The following is a 19138-nucleotide window of genomic DNA, read 5'->3' as shown; positions in this document are numbered from 1 at the left end:
TAACCATGCAACTCAACACTGAACATATTAACTACATCATCAAAGACCTTCACTACCGTGGAATAGTGGCAGAGGATATACAAGATGAGTTGGTTGATCATGTTTGTTCCGCCACAGAGGACAGAATGCAGCAAGGTCACCGATTTATTGATGCATACCACGATGTATTGAAATCATTTGGTTATACGCAAGGCCTTCGTCAAACACAAGTTGAAACATTACACGCAGGAAATCATAAAACTAAAATCATGCTTAAAAACTACCTCACCATAGCTGCACGCAATTTGCGCAAACATAGTTTCTATTCGTTCATCAACATACTTGGCTTATCTGTTGGTGTAGCCGTTTGTATGATCATTGTTTTTTTTGTGGTCCATGAAATCCGTTACGACGAGCATCACGAGCACGCGGATCGCATTTATCGGATTAAGTCGGAAGTTATTTTTGGTGGAAACCATTGGAACATGACCTACGCTCCAGCTCCTATGGCCGCAAGTTTGCCAATGGAGATTCCTGAAGTAGAGGCGGCTGTACATTTTCGTGAGCGTGGATCATATCTGGTAAAGCGCGAAACAGAAAACATCAAAGAAAAAAATGTAATCTGGGCCGGAAAAGATTTTTTTAAAATTTTCACAGTGCCCATGCTCGTGGGCAATCCTGAAAAAAGCCTTGAAGAGCCCAATACCATGGTCATCAGCAAACGCACCGCTGCAAAATTCTTTCCGGGAGAAAGTGCACTTGGACAAACGTTGATCCTTGACAATCGATGGAACTTTAAAATAACCGGTGTATATGAAGACATGCCTGCCACCAGTCACTTTCATTTCGATTTAATTCTATCCATGGAAGGGCTTAGTGAAGCAAAAAGTCCCAGCTGGCTTAGCAACAACTTTCAAACCTATATGCTGCTACATCCTGATGCTGACCCGAAAGCGGTTGAAGAAAAGCTGATGAATTTAGTAATGGATCGGGTGGCACCGCAAATTACACAGGTACTTGGAGATGACTTCACCATTGAAAAATTCAAAGAATCGGGCAACAAAATTGAGTACACCCTGCAGCCTTTAACTGATATTCATCTTAAAAGTGATTTGACAGGAGAATTTGAGCCAAATTTCAATGTTACGTATGTCTACTTGTTTAGTGCGGTTGCCTTGTTTATTCTGGCCATCGCCTGCATTAATTTCATGAACTTATCAACCGCGCGCTCTGCCAATCGTGCAAAAGAAGTTGGTGTACGAAAGGTGATGGGTTCATTTCGTTCGCACCTGGTTCGTCAGTTTCTTAGCGAATCCATTTTGCTCAGTTTCTTTTCCTTTATTATCGCTATTGGTATTGCCTACTTATTGCTGCCGGTCTTCAACGATCTGGCCAGTCGGCAACTTTCTATTCCCTTTCAATCAACTTCCTTCTACCTCCTCCTCATCAGCGGTGCTATTGTAACGGGCCTGCTGGCGGGTGTGTATCCATCATTTTTTCTTTCCGCTTTTAAGCCCGTAAACGTACTTAAGGGAAACGTTTCACTTGGCATGAAAAGCGGATTCATCCGCAGTTCGTTGGTTGTGTTTCAGTTTGCCATTTCCATTGTTCTGATTATTTCAACCCTTGCTGTGTTCAATCAGTTGAACTTCATCCAAACCAAAAAAATCGGGTTTGATAAAGATCTGGTAATCATGGTTGAGGATGCGGATGCACTGGGTAATAATCGAATTGCTTATAAAAATGAAATACTGAAGAACAGCATGATAGTAAACGGAACATTCAGTGGATTTTTACCGGTGTCGGGTACCTGGCGCAGCGATAGTCCCTGGTGGGCAGAAGGAAAAAATCCTTCACAACATGAAAACCTGGTGAGTCTTCAGAACTGGGCTGTTGATTACGACTACCTGAAAACATTAGGTATGACCATTAAAGATGGCCGCGATTTTTCAGAAGACTTTCCGTCCGACTCTTCGGCTGTTATCTTGAACGAGACTGCAGCAACGAACTTTGGTTTTGAAGGAAGCCCGATCGGTAAAAAGATTTTAACCTTTAAGGGTGATGAGCAGGGTGTAAACCCGGACGAAATGGAATCATTAACCGTAATCGGTGTTGTTGAGAATTTTCATTTCGAATCGCTGAAAGAAAATGTTGGTTCTGTTATGTTGTTTTTGAGTACACGACCTCAGGGATATCTCTCGTTTCGGTTTCAATCACAGGATACCAAGGCCGTTATCGACCTGCTGGAATCGAAGTGGAAAGAGATGGCGCCCGGCCAACCCTTTACGTATACCTTTCTTGATGAACGCTTCGGCAACATGTATGCTGCCGAAATGAGACTCGGTAAAATGTTCGCCATTTTTGCTGGCTTTGCTATCGTCATCGCTTGTCTTGGTCTGTTTGCACTTACTGCTTTTACTGCTGAACAGCGCACAAAAGAAATTGGTATCCGAAAAGTGTTGGGTGCCAGTGTCACCAGCATTGTTGTACTGCTGTCTAAAGAGTTTGGCAAACTGGTTCTCATTGCTTTTGCAATTGCTTCGCCTGTTGCCTGGTGGGCTGTAAACAAATGGCTGGAAGATTATCAATACAAAATCACCTTAGGTTGGACTGTGTTTGGCGTGGCTGGTCTTACTGCTTTTGTGATTGCGTTGTTAACCATGAGTTTCCAATCTATAAAAGCGGCTGTGAGTAATCCCGTGAATTCGTTGAGAAGCGAATAACTTAAAATTACCTGGATTTTTTTTTGGTGAGATGCCGAAAGGCATCCACCATTAAAATGGTTCCGGTAACTCCGGTTGCCCCTCCGGCAATCAACAGACCCTTTCCAAGTTCATCATTTTTGCGGCCAAGCATTAGTCCGCCTGCAATGGTAACGCTGTATCCGATTGTGGCTATTGCGATGCCTCGCTTGAATTTATTCTGCGAGGTTTGGAGGTTTAATTGAATCTGATCAACGTCTGCGCGGAGTTCCAGAATTTCCTTCTTTAATGAATCAAGATTTTCGTATGGCGTTTGTTGAGCAAGCGCTGGTGCTGTCAAGCTGAGCAGCACAATAAAAAATAATATTCGGGACATAGGTTCAATCTGAATTCGCTAATATAATATGCGATCACCTATCCAACCAAGTTTTAAATGCCTGTATGCGGTCACGGCTAACCACAAGCTCGTGTTCACAAGGCTGTGCTAGCTTTACTTCCATGCGCGCACTTACGGAACCTTTTATCTCATGAATGGCATCAATATGCAAAATGAATTTGCGGCTAATGCGAAAAAAGTTCTTTGGGTCAATCGTTGTTTCCAGTTCCTCCAGTGTATGGTCGATTAAAAATTTCTTGTTCTCTTTTTTGGTTACGAAATAGCAAAGCTTGCCATCTGCAAAAAAATACGCGGCCTCTTCCGTTGCTTTGTATTGAAGTTTGTTACCTGATTTGATCAAAAAACGCTCTTTGTATCTTTTCGTCCCTTGTTGGTCTAACAACTGTTTCAGCATGCTTAGTTGTTCGTTGCCAAAAGGTTGACGGATTTGATTGAATTTTTTCAATGCACCTTCCAACTCGTTTTTACGAATCGGTTTTAGCAAATAATCAATGCTAAAATGCTTAAACGCCTGAATGGCATATTGATCGTACGCAGTGGTGAAAATGATGGGGGCGGTTACATTTGTTTTATTAAACGCTTCGAAACTTTTCCCATCTGCCAATTGAATATCCAGCAAAAGTAAATCAGCAGTTTTGCCGCTCTCAAAAAATCGAGCCAGGTCTTTCACGCTATCCACCTGTTCCGCAACCCTTATGGCCGGGTCGCATTCCTGTAAAAGGTCGATTAAGCGTTCTGCCGCGAGCGGTTCGTCTTCAGCAATCAGTACATTCATTTCGATAGTTCCAACAGGGGTATTTTTACCGTAAACCGCGCAGGCGATTTTTCGATTTTTACCTGTCGTTCTGTTAAAAACAGATATCTGTCCTGAATGTTCCTTAGCCCAGTTTGTGTGGATTCTTCCTTGATCTCTTTTTCCTGGAGGTTGTTTGTCACCTCAATGCTACCGTTTTCTGACCGCAACACGATTTCCAATGGGTTTTTTCTTGAAACCACGTTATGCTTAATGGCGTTTTCAATCAACATTTGCAGCACGGCCGGAGCCACATAAAAATGTTCACCGTTTCTGGTGATCTCGTTTTTAACAGAAAGATTTTCACCAAAACGAATTTTCAACAAGTAGATATAGGATTCAATAAAGGCAAGCTCATCTTTTAAGGGCACTACTTTTCGTTCCTGGTTATATAGTAAATACCGGTAAACGTTAGAAAGTTGCTCAATGAATCTTGCAGCCGTATCCTGATCTTTATAAACCAGCGTTGAAAGCACATTGAAACTGTTGAAAAGAAAGTGTGGATTGATTTGATTTCGTAACGCCTCAAACCTGGCTTCAATAGAAATTTTCTTTAGTTGCTCCGCCTCAAGTTGTGTTCGCTTCAACTTAGTCATGTAAAACACAATAGCATTGATGCAGTTTAAGAACAGGTTTACACGGAAACCAAATGCCATCAGCAACGTGAGGTGAGCGGTATTTACCTGAACCGGCATGTTAAGAACGGCATACAGCCCTTCCATAACCACAAAACAAACAGCCCCAACATTTAAAAGACTAATACCAAACAGTAAGATTAGCGGGTGTACCCGCTTATGAAAAAAAGCAGAAATTTTATCGAGGCGGGATTCGGCAAAGCGATTCAGTTCCCAGACTCCAAGCACAACCAAGGCAAGCGCCAGAAAAAGATAAAGTTGAGAGATGGGGAAATCGAAGAGCTTATCGCCTACCGTATACCGAATGTTGATATACGAGTAGATAGCAAGCGCCAGTATAAAAATGTATCGATAGCGTACCCCAAACACGACTTTCGATTTTTAATGATTTACAAAATTAAACTTTCGGTAGAATAGAAGAAGTCCCGCTTGCGCGGGACTCTTCACTCCTAAACCAACCCCCCTTCCTACAAGATTCCGTCTGGGATCAGTACTTTATCAATTACATGGATCACACCATTGGTTGCGTGTACGTCCAGCAATGAAGGCACAAGACCTGTTGCAGGTGTACTACCATTTCCATCTGTGATGGTTAGGTTTGATAAGTTAATGGTGATGTCCTGATTTAACGTAGTTACTGCACCTGATGATAAGTCGGTAGAGAATACGCGGGCAGCTACAATGTGGTGCTGTAATACTTCTGCCAGTTTTTCATTTCCGATAGCTGCTTCAAGCTCATCTATGTCAGCTACGTCCAAGGCTTCGTAAAGTGCTTCAAAGGCCGCATCTGTTGGAGCAAACACGGTAAGGTTACCATCAGCGTCAGCCGCTTCAAGCAAAGCTGGCACCTTTAAAAGCGCAGCAACTAACTGCGTAAATTCTGGTTCAGCGTTATCGGAGAAATCAATAGCGATGTCTGCGATGGTCTGTGATGGAGGTAATAACGTCCTATCAATCACATGCACTACACCATTAGATGCGGTAATGTCTGTCGCAATTACCTGTGTGGTCCCATTGATGAACACACCTGCTTCTCCCTTGCTTAAATAAATGTTACCATTCAATGTTTCAGCAGAAGAACTTCCGTTTTCGATATCAGCTGCAAATACTTCTGTACCGGCAATAACGTGGTACTGTAGTACAGCATTTAAGGTTGCCTGATCAGGTAAAGTTGTTATACCTGCTTCTTCGAAAGCTTCATTTGTCGGTGCAAACAAGGTTTTATCACCAGCCGCCAGCAATGCCTGAAGGATTGAAGGAGATGCTGCATTTACAGCCGCAATTAGCGTGGTGAAATTCTTATTAAAATAAGCTGGTGCTACGATGGTTCCAACGATCGGAACGATTGTGGGTGGCACAAGCACAGCATCAATTACGTGCACGATTCCATTAGTAGCTTCAACATCAGCTGTTAACACACTAACACTGCCATTCAAACGAATTCCACCGGCAGTAGTTACCACAATGTCTTCACCCCCAACTGTCTCAACGGGACCGGCTGTGAGTTGAGTTGATCTTACTGCAGCGCCTGCAATTACGTGGTACTGCAATACATCGCGCAATACGCTTTCAGGAATATCATCTAAACTTTCCTGACCGATCGCATCCAACAGGGATTCAAATGCAGCGTTGGTTGGCGCAAATACGGTGAAGCTTGTACCTGTTCCGCTAAGTGTGGTTACCAGATCAGGGAATTTGGTGAGTGCTGCAACCAGGCTTGTCAGGTTGCTGTTACCTTGCGCCAACGCAACAATGTTTTGTGTTGGTCGCATAGTTCCGTTGTCATCATCATCATCGCAGGCTGTAATCGTAAGCGTAACAATTGCTAACGAGAGCAGGGCGATTCTGGCTTTTGAAAACCAGTTTGTTCTAAATTTTTGCTCTGATTTCATACGAGGTTTGTTTATGGTTATTGATTAAACTTTCAACAAACCTTAAACCCTGAAGTCGATTAAATTGATATGCAAATGACCCTGAATGGAGTATTATCCGGATTGAGTCGTTTTACTTTTGGTGTGAGTGGGGTATTTCGGTGACGTCTGCAAAACCGACTTTGTATAAGCGCTGAACTTAAGTGTTAAACCAAGTTCTATAATTCGGGCTGTTCCGCATCCGAAAAGTCACCTCGTAGTACGCGAAAACGTTTTCTCGCTTCGGCTGTATACACACTGCCTGGAAACTTGTTTAGAAACTCCCGATAGATTTCCATGGCTTTGTCCTTATTAGCCAATTGGCGTTCATAAATTTCTCCCTGCAGAAAAAATGCATCGTCCGCCAGAATGTCTTCCGGGTAATCGGTAAGGATTTTTTGAAGCAAGCCGAGGGAGGTTTCAAACTCGCCCTTCTTCATGCGGATATTCGCCTCTAACCAATAGACGTCATCAAGAATGGTATGATTGGAGAATGATACCCAGGCCGAATCACTGCCGGGAGTCAGGCTGATATTTAGCAGAAATGCCTCTTCTTTTGACATCCCTTTTGTTGAAACCTTTATCCGGCCCTCTTTTAAATATGAGATTTCTTTCAAAGCATCAGCCGTCTTGTTCTGATAAAGTAACAACTCAATTGAAGCAAACGCTTTTAAGGCTGAGCCTACAGAATCGAATGCAATATTTTCTTTGATGCGCATACTCAACTCCATCGCATCGTTGGCAATTTCGCGGGTAGTGGCTTCTTTCAAAATATCGAGGTGCTCCTGTGCAAGCCGGAAGTTGCCGCGGTAATAAAACAGCTTTGCATTTTTTAATTTCGCCTCATAGCCAAGCGGACTTTCTTTCAGCGCCTTTTCAACCTGTGAGTAAAGTAAGGAAGACTCCCAGGTTTCTCCCTTCAGTAAATAAATATCACCAAGATCCAACTTCGTTTTTGATTTTATCTGCAGTGATGCTCGCGGGTTTTCGATCAGGTTATTCAATAATTCAACGGCCTTATCTTTCTCATCAAGGTAGTTGGCATACAACAATGCCTCACTTCGTTGAGCTTCATGCGCATTGGGGTTATCACGATATGAATCAATAAATTCGGTATAGGCCGCAATTAAGTTTCGTACGGAATCTGCATTAACCGGGAATGTGTTTTTAATCCGCGCTTCACGGGTTTTAACCAATCCTAATCGTGCCTGTAGATAATACGGTCCTGTAGGATATTCTTTTACCACATAGCTGTAACTGCGAAAGGCGTTGTCATAATCTTCATTGTCCAATGCTACCCGCGCCACCTCCATGCATCGTTCGCCAAATTTTTTATACCGCTTATCGTAAGCCCGCGCCTGAATAAAGGACGCATAAAAATTCTTTTGTTGCATGGTCACCCAGATCAACAAATCGGAGTACACATCAACATCCGGATACTTTTGAATGCGGTCGTATAGAATTTTCTCCAGGCTCTCCAACTCATCAGGTTTAGTGAGCAAGGCCTGCATCACATTTTTCACGTACTGAATATTACCGGAGTTTTGGGTAACATAATTCAGGTACTCTTGAACCATCTTGTCCTTTTCTCCCTTCACCCGGTAAAGCATGGCCAGCTCCAGGCAAAACAAATAGGGGTTTCCAACCGTTTGCCTGCTTTCGGTTAATGCAATTATGGAATATTCCGCTAGTGATTTACCCGACAAATAATCCGCAATCATCTTAATGCGGGTTATGTTGCCCTTGTAGGTTTGTATTAAGTCTTTAAAATATTTATCTGCTTTGGCGAGCTCACCTGTTCGGGCATAAACAATTCCTACGTCTGTTCGGTATTGAATATTTTCAGGATCCCTACGCAATACCCGTTTCAAATAAGCATGCGCCTCTTCACTATCTCCGGCATCAAGTAAAACGCTTAAATAATTATTGTGGATGTACGGAATATTAACATCGCTTTTGGCCAGGTCGCGATATAACTCAATTGCTTTTAGCTTATCACCTTTTAATAAATATTCATTAGCCAGTTGAATGTCTTGTTGATTTTGAGCATTCAACGAAAGACTACACAATACCGAGGGTATTATTATTAATAATATATATATGTATTTTTTATAATAGTTATTAGTCATGTTGAAATGTGGACAATTTTTCGCTGGTCTTGTGGTGTTTAATTTACGTTAATTTTTTATGGAAAATATTCGTTTCGTTATCAGTGGGTTATCTGGGTTATCAACATGGTGTGGATGCTTGTAAAATCTGCTTTGTTAATTAAACGAGGTGTTGAAAGCTTTTGTTAGAGACGGTTTTTTACACAATTGATACAGTGGTTTTGACTTTTTAGAGATATTCAGGGTTTTGGTGTATTATTTTCCCTGTTATCCACATTGTTTTCAATGTTTATCAACAAGGGACCCACTTCCCAATTTGCCTTTAAATTTGTTGTTGGAAGGCCTTTTTCCGATTTCCAAAAGATTACTGGCTCAGGTTCCGCCTTGTTGAAGAAATTACCGGGGTCCCATTTTCCGTTTTTGTTCCTGTCTATGATAACCCGAACATAATAATCGGCTGGTGCCAGGTTTTCGAATCTTGCAGTTTTTGAATCGGACTGCTGAATAACTTGAAAGCTTTTGTTAAGTACATGAACCAGAATATTCGCTTCAGAATTTACTTCTATAAAAATTATTCCTGAGTTATCTGGGGTAATGGTTTTAATTGGTGACTGTAATGCTGTTGAGGAATCAGACTCTATTGAAAGTATGGTGTTGGCAGGAAGTATTAAATTGTTGAGAGGTATAGTCGGCTTTTCTTCTTTTGCGATCTCCTCTTTTGCTACTTCACCTCTTTCCCTTGTTATTCTTCCAGAGGCGGGTGGTTTTGTTGTAAAGTCTGTTTCTTTGGGAAGGGTCTTATTAATGTAGATTTTCCTTCTATCCTCGCTGTAAGTGATGTCTTCTGCTGAGAAGAGAATTTTATTTACGGAATCTGTTTGAATGAATATGCTGTCAGTTACAATACTTAGAATTGGTTTGTTTGCTGTAATTTCTGCATTCAGTACTGATTTATTTTGAAGGAAGTCAGCATAAGTAATTTTGGTGGTAAAGTTTTCTTTGGTTGATGTCCGCGTATCAAATTTTACGTAGATCAATGTATCAATTGTGTTAGTTGCGCTATCAACGAAGTGAATATTAACAGGTAGACTGTCGAGTTGTGGGAAAGTATTGTAAATGCGAACAGTTGAAATGTCTTCTAGAAAAGAACTGATAGCGATCGAATCAACCTGAGAAGTAACTTTATAATCAGCGATACCTTTGGTTGTCCTTACGTTAAAGTATCGGGCAATGGGCCTGGCAGAAATTAGTTTAAATTCACGTTGATCCAACAGAACAGTTTTCAAGTTTTGTTGTGTTACGGACGAATCCAATTGTAAAGGTTTGGCCTTAAAAGCAAAGGCTTCATTTCGGCTATCGACTATCAGGTTTTTATTTTTATCATCGAACGCATAGAGCAGATAACTTCCCGCTTTCAGATTGTCGAGCTGGTACTCTCCTTTGTCGTTTGTGATAGTTATCCACTGGGCTTCGTGCTTGAAAATGTTTACCGTGTCGTGATAGGGTACCAGTCCTACTGTATAATTTTTCAACAGCTTATCCTCCAGAAGACTGGAGACCGATCCGGAAATGGACAAGGAATCAATAAGACTACCGGTACTGAATGCAAGCTTGAGATTCACAGCAGGATTTCGCTCGGTCAAATCCTGAACAGCATCGCGAAACATAATGGTATATGTGGTGCTGTCTTTTAGTTCGCTGTTGAGCTTTAGTATTACTGTTTTCTTTCTTGCCTCTGCCTCAAACTTTTTTCCAATGGATGGCGTGATAATAATTTGTTCGCGTGCCGCATTCACCTGTACCAGTTCATCAAACGTAAGTTCGATTTCGTTCCCTTTAAAATTTGTTTGGCGGTCAGGTGGATTCGACTTCAGCAGGGTTGGTGGTTGTTCGTCCTTTTCTCCTCCGGTAGGTGTTGTTTGCTTGGCGCATCCAAGTAGAATTATGGGTATGAGTGCTATGTATCTGATTAGTCTCATTTGGGCCGCGCAATATAGATTAGGCTTGAAAAGTTAGTTTTTTTTCTGGCTTCACTATTCGATTTTAATCCATTTAGAAATCCGTTAACGTATTGCCTATATCCTGGTTTACCTTTGTATTTTTCGCTTAGCAGACTGATATAAAATGAATCCAGAATCATGGGTTTTATAGCTACAAGTTCAAATCCATTTCTGTTCAGCAGTTGTGTCATACTTTCTTTTGAAAAGTGCCAAAGGTGTCGCGGCACATCAAACCCAGCCCAATATTGTTTGTAGTGCTGGGCATCGGGGGATTGATAGTTAGGTACTGCAACAAATAAAGCGCCACGTTTGTCGATTAGCTGAAGAAATGTGGCAAGTGTTTCGTTCAAGTGGGGTACGTGTTCCAGTACATGCCACAGGGTAATGGCAGAGAAATTATTTTTACCTAGATCTTTAAGCGATTGTAGTGTTGTAATGCCTAACAAGTTGTCCGCTTTTTCACGGGCAAGATTGGAAGGCTCTACTCCGGCTATGGTCCAACCTTTCTTCTTCATCGTTAAAAGAAATTCACCGGTCCCGCACCCAAAGTCTAGTACTGACTTATTCTTACTTGAGGTCTGCGATTCAACAAGTTTTTGCTTCCACCCAAGCGTTACTTTGCGGGCAGTTCGGTAGAGACTTCCAACGAAACCTGATGTGTTTCCGGAATGGGAGATGTATTCATCAGACAAATAATATTTATCAAGCTTCTCTGAATCGGGTCGTGGTGTTGTGATGCCTAAGGCACAGGAGCTGCAGATTTTTATCTGAAATGTTTCATGTGAAACCATGTAATCTTTACAACTGTACAGATCGGTTAATTGTGTACCGGAACAAACGGGGCAGCGATCAATGGTTGTCATTATTTGCCCATGTAAACAGTAAGAATAGAAATATCAGCGGGAGAAACACCACTGATTCGAGAGGCCTGACCGATCGTTTCGGGTTTTATTTTTTTGAGTTTTTCCCGTGCTTCTGCAGATAGTGCTTTCACCCGATCGTAATCAAAGTCAGCCTTTATTTTATAATTCTCCAGAGATCCTATTTTTTCAGCCAGTTTTCTTTCGCGCTCAATATAGGTTTGGTATTTGATTTCTATCTCGGCTTGTTGCTGAATTTCTTCTGAGAATTGATTTATCGTTTGAGCCAGGTCCCGGTTAAGCGACTTGATTTCCCGAATGCTGATCTCGGGCCGTTTCAATAGTGATGCAACCGCTATCTTCTCTCGGATGACAGCCGTGTTCATTTGCGTCAACTCATCGTTCACATGAATCGGATCAACTTTCACTTTTTCAAGGAAAGCGATCAGATGATTTACACCGTTCTTTTTGTCCAGTACACGGTCAAGTCTTTCGTCTGTAGCAAGCCCCAACTTGTGGCCTAATTCCGTTAAGCGAATATCGGCATTGTCCTGACGGAGCAGCACACGATACTCAGCCCTTGAAGTAAACATTCGATACGGTTCTTGCGTCCCTTTGTTCACCAGGTCATCAATGAGTACCCCGATATAAGCTTCGGAACGTTTCAGCACGAAAGGATCCTTGTTATTGATTTTGTTGTGGGCATTTATTCCCGCCATTAGGCCTTGACAAGCCGCTTCTTCATACCCCGTTGTACCGTTAATTTGACCAGCAAAATACAGATTATCAATGAGTTGCGTCTCTAATGTCAGTTTGAGCTGTGTTGGCGGAAAAAAGTCGTATTCAATGGCATAACCTGGCCGAAACATTTTAGCATTTTCGAAGCCCTTTATTTTTGTAAGCGCTTGATACTGAATGTCTTCTGGCAATGAGGTAGAGAACCCGTTAACGTAGATTTCAACGGTATTCCAGCCTTCGGGCTCTACAAATATTTGGTGTCGTTCGCGTTCCGCGAATCGGTTGATCTTGTCTTCTATCGAGGGGCAGTATCGTGGCCCAAGCCCTTTTATTCGACCACTAAACATGGGCGATCGTTCAAACCCTAACTTTAGCGTATCGTGCACAGATTCATTGGTGTATGTAATCCAACAGCTTAGTTGATTGGTTAATGGCTTTGTATCGGAGAAAGAAAACTTAGCGGGGTTTTCATCTCCTTTTTGCTCTTCCATTTTGGAGTAATCCAACGAGCGTCCATCAACCCGTGGAGGTGTCCCCGTCTTCATACGACCCGCCTCAAACCCCAGGGAAGTCAGTTGTTCGGTAAGGCCCGTGGCCGATTTCTCGCCAGTGCGTCCTCCACCAAAGTTTTTCTCTCCAATGTGAATTTTTCCGTTTAGGAATGTTCCATTTGTGAGTACAACCGCTTTGGCTTTTATCTCAATTCCCAAGGCCGTTTTAACACCCACAACCCGGCCCTCTTCAACTAGTATTGAACTAACCATTTCCTGCCAGAAGTCCAGGTTTTTGATGTTTTCCAAGGCTAGTCTCCATTCTTCTGCAAACTTCATCCGGTCATTTTGTGTGCGCGGACTCCACATTGCTGGCCCCTTCGAAAGATTGAGCATCCTGAATTGAATCATGGACTTATCGGAAACGATTCCCGACAAACCACCCAAGGCATCAATTTCCCGAACAATTTGCCCTTTGGCAACCCCACCCATAGCAGGGTTACACGACATTTGGGCTATCGTGCCCATGTTCATCGTAATTAGCAGAACACTTGACCCCATGTTCGCTGCGGCAGCAGCAGCCTCACAGCCCGCATGCCCCGCACCCACCACAATTACATCATACTCTTTAAACATAGTGTTGTTCCACGTGGAACGATTAAACCGGATTAATTAGCCTTTCTAAGGATGTCCACAATTCCACAAAACTTTCCACAAAGCGTTTCACGTGGAACAATCCTAACGCAAAGATAAGTAAGCGTCTTCTTTTCCTCGCATGGTTGATTTATGGCTTGTGGTTTTGTCTTTATAGCCAATCAGGTGCAGAATGCCATGAATGATTACGCGGTGCAGTTCGGAATCAAGGGGAACTTTAAATTTTACAGCATTCTCTTTAACGCGGTGAATACTGATAAAGATGTCACCAGAAAGAGCTGATTTTTGGCCTTCGGTGTAGTCGAAAGTAATGATATCCGTTAAGGTGTCGTGATTTAGGTGGGATTGGTTAAGCTGTAGCAGAAATGTGTCTGAGCAGAAGATTATATTGATTTCTCCCAATTCTTTTCCCTCTTGCTTCACCACTTGCCCTATCCAGGTACGGGTTTTTCGTGGATTAGCCAGTTTAAACTTAACTTTCTCGGAAAAGAAGTGGATGGTAGACATTGCCTACATATAGAAGCTCAGCTCAACAACCTTTCCCCCATCTTTGAATTCTACCTCATCAGAAAGATGTTTCATTAAGAAAATCCCCCTTCCTCCGGGTTTTTCAAGGTTTTCAGGTGATGTTGGGTCGGGCAGGTTATGGTAATCAAAACCGGGACCCTCATCTTTAATGGTAAATTTTAACAGGTTCTCGTTTAGAAAGAGGCTCAGGTATACATTTTTTGATGAGTTACCGGCATTGCCATGCTTGATTGCATTATTGACAGCCTCTGTTACCGCAATCATAATGTTGCCGTAAATATCTTCATCCAGGTGAAAACGCTCTTTGGCATTATCGATAAAGCTTTCAATCATGCGGATGTTATCAATAATCGAAGGAACCTGAATGCTGATGGTATTCATTTTCGCGTATAAAAATTAGTTTTCGCGCAAGCGCTTAAAATATTCGTTTACTTCTTTCTTATAAAATGGGTACAATTTAGGGGGCACAGTTTTCAACAATTCTACTTCTTTTTCCTTTAACCGTAAATACTCCTCAATGGCCTTGGGTATTTCTTTTTCATAATCCTTGGCCGATTCCCCCTTTCGCTCTTCATCCATATCCTGCTCGCGTAAAGATTGCTCTGCTTCGAGCAGCCGGGTTAGAATTTCGCGTTGCCGTTGAATTAACTGATCTGTAAGTCGTTTGTTCACCAGGTCGATCTCTGAGTCCTCCATCTTTTCTGAAATATCGTTGCCCGGCAACTTGCCGCCTTGCTCTTCAAGCTTTTGCTCCATTTCTTGTAAGGCACGCCTGATTCGCTCCTGCTCAGCGGCCATCTCAGCCAATTCTTCCGATAGTTCTCTTCCGCCCTTTCCACTATTTTTCAGCTGTTCAATTTTATTATTGAGCTGTTGCTGCATTTGGCTAAGATTGGGCTGGCTTCCTTTCTGCTTTCCTTTTTTACCTGAAGCCTGGGCATTGGCCATCATTTCCATCAGCATATCAAAATGGCTGTCAAGCATAAGTGCCAGGTTGTTGAGTGAAGTCATGCCGAATTGCATCTCCGTAGATATCTGCGGCCTTCTTCGTTCACGGTAAGCTTCAATGGCTTTGTCGAGCCTATCGTTTAGTTCCGTGACTTCCCGGGTTACAAACGATCCCATCATAGGATCTCGTTTACCAAGGGCTAACAGGCTGTCCTCCAACACTTTAACGTCATCCTTAATCTTCAACTGACGTTGAGCCAATTGATTGAAGCGAGGGTCACTCTGTTCCAGCTCCGAGAATTCTTTCATTATTCCTTCCTGGTCGTGCGATAATTTGATCAGCCCGTGGATGATTTGACGCAGCGTCTCCAGGTTCTGCATATCAATTTGCATGCTCATGGCATTTTGCATACTCTGCATCTGCTCCTGCATTTCCTGCATTTTTTGAATAGCCTTTTGCTGAGAGCTTTTTGATTCACCAGGTTTTTGGTTTTCAAGCTTCTGCTGGCTGTCTTGTTGCGAATCCTGCACTTCTTTGCTGTCTTCCTGGTCAGGGATACTCTCTTCCGAGTTTAATTCCTTTGACATGTCCCGCAGCTCTTCCAGCTTTTCTTCGGCCGACTTAAATTCTTCTTGTAATTTTTTCTGTTCCTCTGCAAGATCGCTGGCTTTCTCGGCTGCTTCACTTTTTGCTTTTTCGGCTTGCTCCTTATTTTTCTGAGCAGCACTTTCCTGCATCTCTTTTTCAAGAGCCTGTGTTTCTTGCAGCAGCTGCTCTTGACTTTCCTTTATCTGCTCAATGTCCTTGATGGCTTGATCAACCTGAAATTCAAACTTCAGTTGTTTGAAATTTTCCAGAATGCGTTCAAGCTCTTTCTCCAGATTTTTAGAGTTCTTGTTGAGCTTATCCAGTAAGCGCTGCATCTGGTTTGTATCGGTATTCTCTTTTAGGAGTTTTTCTAATTCCTCCAGAAGCTTTCGGGTTTCATCGTCCAGGAGTTCATCCATTAATTTTTGTATCTGCTCTGCCTTCTCCCGTATGCGCTCATCTTGTTCCGTAAAGGCATCCTTCTTGTCATCCAGCAACTTGTTTTGTTGCTTCAATTCGTTCAGCAGCTTCTCCAGGTTTTTCTTTTGTTCTACGATTTCTTCCAACTTCTTTTTGTCTTGCCAATCGAGCGATTGCTTTCCTTTTAGTTTTTGTTGTGCTTCGTTTATTTGTTGACTCAGTTCTTGTGCTTTTGCTGCACCCTCTTCAATTTTTTCTTCTGTCTGCGCTTGTGCTTTTGAGATGTCGGTTACTAGCTGATCTTTATCGGGAACAAAAAATGTATACACCGAAGATCGCGTAGACTTATGCCCGTTAACACCATCATTATCCCAAACCTGCAGGTAGTACTCTAAGTATTCACCCGGTTTAAGTGACAGGGAATCCAGCTGCCAGTTGTAAAAGAAACTTTGCTGCTGTTGGTTGACACCAATCGGTATGGCTACCGATCGCTCAATAATTTTTTTCTGATCAACATTTTTCACATGGAACACCAATTGAAGCCGGCTCAATCCATAATCATCGGAAACCACTCCACCCAGAACAATTTGTTTGTACAAAACAGAGTCACGAAAATTATTCACCAGCATTTGTGGATGCTGATCTTTTACCACATTAATGGAATAGCCAATTCGTTCTTTATTTCGGCTGTGTTCATTTTCTAAAATGATTTCATACTGATCCGGATTCTGAAATCCTTTTTTATAACTAAAAACCTGATCATCAGATAGTTGCATGTCTTCTACATCGCTATTCGAAAACCGGATTGCTGCCTGTACGGTGTGTGAAGTTTGTATTTTCCAATTCGCAACAGTGCCTTCCGGAATTTCTATACTGCCAGCATTGATGAGCTTTTCATTTGTGCGTTGCAGGTAACGCGGATATTCCAATTGCAGTTCAAGTTGTGTTAACTCAGGCCTGTTTGCCAACACAAGTTCAAATGCGGGTGATAAAAAACCTGCTGCCTCAAAACGAATTTGTTTGCCCTCCTGAAGTTTTTCAAACACATACTGAAAGTTGCCCGTACCAACGGCCTCCATTTTCAAACGTTGATCGTTTACATAAATGTAACAGGCATCGGGAATAGCATTTCCTTCCAGCGAAAGCGAAAGCAAAAAATCTTCATTGAAAAAACCGGTGAGTGATTCATTTTGAATGGTGAACGCAAAAGGTGCTTGAGGAGTAAATGCCTGGTTAAAGTTTACCAGTCGGTGCGTGCTTTGTGTGATAATGTTTTTGTTTACCAGCACCAATAAGAGAATGATGCCAACGGGGATCGCCAGAAACTTGAGGTATCGCGTATTCGATGAAAGGTCAATGGCTGAATCGAAACGAATGGGCTCAAAAGTTAACGACTTCTGCTCCACGCTTGCGGTTGCCAACGCAGAGTTTTGTTTCACCCGAATTAACTGAATGAGATTAACTAAGCGATCCTGAATTTGCGGAAAATAATTTCCGATCAGGCGTGCACTTTCTTCATCGCCAATTCCCTTATGTGCAATCCAATATTGAATAGGTTCTTTTAGAAAACGAAAAGCACAATACCCGACAGTAGCAATGAAAACAAGAACAATCAAAGACTTAATCCACGGATTAAGCCAAAAGGCATACTCAAACAATGCAGCCAAAACAAAATAGGCCAGTACAACACTCAGGGTTAGCAACACCCCTTTCAACAACAGGTTTGTATAATACCTTTTTCTGAAGGCGTTGATGTTTTCCCTAATCCGATCCGTTCCGCTTCCCATTTGCCTCGATTTATATTTTGAAAACGAGTTTACTGTAAACAAGGTTTGCAGCAGACTAAAGATAGGTGCTTAAGTGCACGCAAGCAATGCGTATTAATATGAAAGTTACTCTGGTGTGGAGGGGCGGATAATCCACTGGTGCTCTAATTCAAAATATTCAATTACAGCCATCTTCAATAGCTTTTCCTGCTCAAGCAGATCAAAGTGAGGAAGCTTTTTGATCATTTTCCAGTGAGGCCACCCCTCCTGATCAATGCCGTCAAGTTCGTAGTAGCCCGAAAGGCTCAATACTTTACAAATAGCAATGTGCATTAAGTCTTGTTTTTCCTCTTTCGAGAATAGACGGTATCCCTGGCCCAATTCCTGAACGCCAATCAGAAATAAAACACCGTTCAGGTCTTTTGGCTTTTTACCAAGAGACTGCTCAATAAAACCCAACAGCTGTTGCCAGCTTCGGTCCAACTCCAGATCGCGCTTAAACATGGTTAAGTTCTTCCCAATATTCAAAGGCCCTGCGAAGGTGTGGTATTACAATGGTCCCTCCCACTAATGTAGCGACTCCCATAGCTTCCTGAACCTGATTCGTATCCAAGCCAACCTCTTTGCATTTTCCCAGGTGATACTTCACACAATCATCGCAGCGTAGCACCAGTGAGCAGGTAAGACCGATCAGCTCTTTGGTTTTAACATCAAGGCTGCCCTCCGCGTAAGCGTTGGTGTCCAGGTTGAATATGCGTTTTATAATCAGGCTATCGGAAGCCATGATTTTCTCATTCATTTTACTTCGATATGCATTGAAATCTTGAACTAATCCCATGGTTGGTATATGGTTACGTGTTTTATCTTAATTTCAGATAACAAATGTAGCAACAGGAAGCTCTGAAAATGAATCTGCCGGAATTGTTTCACGACTTTATCACCCTGATCTATCCGCGGTATTGTCCTGCTTGTATGGATGGATTGGTAAAAGGCGAAGAAATTCTATGCAGCAGGTGTATACATGAGTTGCCCCGAACCAATTTCCACCTTTCCAGAGAAAATGCTGTCTTTAATCGCCTGTATGGTCGGTTGCCGATTCATTCTGGTGCGGCCTTTTTGCATTTTCATAAGCAGGGAACGGTTCAGAATCTACTGCATGAATTCAAATACAATAATCGCCCTGAAATTGGCCGGAAGCTTGGCAACGTATATGGTGAAGATTTGGACAAAAGTGGATTTTCCGGTCATTTTGACCATATTTTGCCTGTTCCGCTGCATCCATCAAAGCTGAAAAAGCGCGGGTACAATCAAAGTGAGGAGTTTGCAAAAGGCTTGAGTGAACGGTTACAAAAGCCAGTAGACGCCAGTGCCTTACAACGGGCAAGGCCTACCGAAACGCAAACACGAAAATCCAGATTAAAGCGCTGGCAAAATGTGGAAGACGTTTTTATAGTAAGTGAACCCGAGAAGGTGGCAGGTAAAAAATTGTTGTTGGTTGACGATGTGATTACCACGGGTGCAACCCTGGAAGCATGCGGTCAGGTATTGCTCGAAGCAGGATGTACACAACTTTGCGTTGCCGGCATTGCCTATGCAGCAGAATAAAAAAGCCTTCCGTTT

The 19138-nt window shown here is 42.4% G+C and carries 15 protein-coding genes; 2 read left to right on the top strand and 13 right to left on the bottom strand.

Features of this window, described 5'->3' with window-relative positions:
* Positions 1-5: 5 nt before the first annotated feature.
* Entirely contained in the window at positions 6-2702 is a 2697-nt protein-coding gene (locus QY309_17100; protein ID WKZ59565.1) for an ABC transporter permease, read from the top strand.
* Between the two features lie 7 nt (positions 2703-2709).
* Here QY309_17100 and QY309_17095 read toward each other — a convergent pair whose 3' ends face one another.
* The 13 genes from QY309_17095 to QY309_17035 all read right to left on the bottom strand — a co-directional run bounded on the left by QY309_17095 (position 2710) and on the right by QY309_17035 (position 18356).
* A complete protein-coding gene (locus QY309_17095; GenBank protein ID WKZ59564.1) occupies positions 2710-3057 on the bottom strand; it encodes a hypothetical protein in 348 nt (115 codons plus the stop codon).
* Between the two features lie 34 nt (positions 3058-3091).
* Positions 3092-3853 (bottom strand): LytTR family DNA-binding domain-containing protein, encoded by a 762-nt coding sequence (locus QY309_17090; GenBank protein WKZ59563.1) that lies wholly within the window; start codon positions 3851-3853, stop codon positions 3092-3094.
* Positions 3850-4875 (bottom strand): histidine kinase, encoded by a 1026-nt coding sequence (locus QY309_17085; protein ID WKZ59562.1) that lies wholly within the window; start codon positions 4873-4875, stop codon positions 3850-3852. The genes QY309_17090 and QY309_17085 overlap by 4 nt, the downstream gene beginning before the upstream one ends.
* Before the next feature lie 98 nt (positions 4876-4973).
* Positions 4974-6398, bottom strand: coding sequence for a fasciclin domain-containing protein (locus tag QY309_17080; GenBank protein WKZ59561.1), 1425 nt, complete (start codon positions 6396-6398; stop codon positions 4974-4976).
* A gap of 197 nt (positions 6399-6595) precedes the next feature.
* Positions 6596-8545 (bottom strand): tetratricopeptide repeat protein, encoded by a 1950-nt coding sequence (locus tag QY309_17075; GenBank protein WKZ59560.1) that lies wholly within the window; start codon positions 8543-8545, stop codon positions 6596-6598.
* A gap of 218 nt (positions 8546-8763) precedes the next feature.
* The gene (locus QY309_17070; protein WKZ59559.1) at positions 8764-10503 is read right to left on the bottom strand and encodes an Ig-like domain-containing protein; all 1740 of its coding nucleotides are present in this window, start codon (positions 10501-10503) and stop codon (positions 8764-8766) included.
* Positions 10500-11387, bottom strand: coding sequence for a class I SAM-dependent methyltransferase (locus QY309_17065; protein WKZ59558.1), 888 nt, complete (start codon positions 11385-11387; stop codon positions 10500-10502). Before QY309_17065 ends, QY309_17070 begins: the two co-directional genes overlap by 4 nt.
* The gene (gene mnmG / locus QY309_17060) at positions 11387-13249 is read right to left on the bottom strand and encodes a tRNA uridine-5-carboxymethylaminomethyl(34) synthesis enzyme MnmG (GenBank protein ID WKZ59557.1); all 1863 of its coding nucleotides are present in this window, start codon (positions 13247-13249) and stop codon (positions 11387-11389) included. The genes QY309_17065 and mnmG overlap by 1 nt, the downstream gene beginning before the upstream one ends.
* A gap of 102 nt (positions 13250-13351) precedes the next feature.
* Positions 13352-13774, bottom strand: a complete 423-nt coding sequence (gene ybeY / locus QY309_17055; protein WKZ59556.1) for an rRNA maturation RNase YbeY — start codon at positions 13772-13774, stop codon at positions 13352-13354.
* A gap of 3 nt (positions 13775-13777) precedes the next feature.
* Positions 13778-14176: an ATP-binding protein gene (locus QY309_17050; protein WKZ59555.1), complete on the bottom strand. Its 399-nt coding sequence runs from the start codon at positions 14174-14176 to the stop codon at positions 13778-13780.
* A gap of 15 nt (positions 14177-14191) precedes the next feature.
* On the bottom strand, positions 14192-17539 hold the full coding sequence (locus tag QY309_17045) for a hypothetical protein (GenBank protein WKZ59554.1): 3348 nt from the start codon (positions 17537-17539) through the stop codon (positions 14192-14194).
* A gap of 105 nt (positions 17540-17644) precedes the next feature.
* Complete coding sequence (locus QY309_17040; GenBank protein WKZ59553.1) at positions 17645-18022, bottom strand: hypothetical protein; 378 nt, start codon at positions 18020-18022, stop codon at positions 17645-17647.
* Entirely contained in the window at positions 18015-18356 is a 342-nt protein-coding gene (locus QY309_17035) for a carboxymuconolactone decarboxylase family protein (protein ID WKZ59552.1), read from the bottom strand. The genes QY309_17040 and QY309_17035 overlap by 8 nt, the downstream gene beginning before the upstream one ends.
* 68 nt (positions 18357-18424) lie before the next feature.
* Between QY309_17035 and QY309_17030 the strand changes: the two genes are divergently transcribed.
* A complete protein-coding gene (locus tag QY309_17030) occupies positions 18425-19123 on the top strand; it encodes a ComF family protein (GenBank protein WKZ59551.1) in 699 nt (232 codons plus the stop codon).
* Positions 19124-19138: the final 15 nt, after the last annotated feature.

Source organism: Cyclobacteriaceae bacterium, assembly GCA_030584025.1.
In the GTDB taxonomy this organism is placed as follows: domain Bacteria; phylum Bacteroidota; class Bacteroidia; order Cytophagales; family Cyclobacteriaceae; genus UBA2336.
The sequence above is the reverse complement of the archived record's forward strand: the minus strand, read 5'-3'. Positions and strand labels throughout refer to the sequence as shown.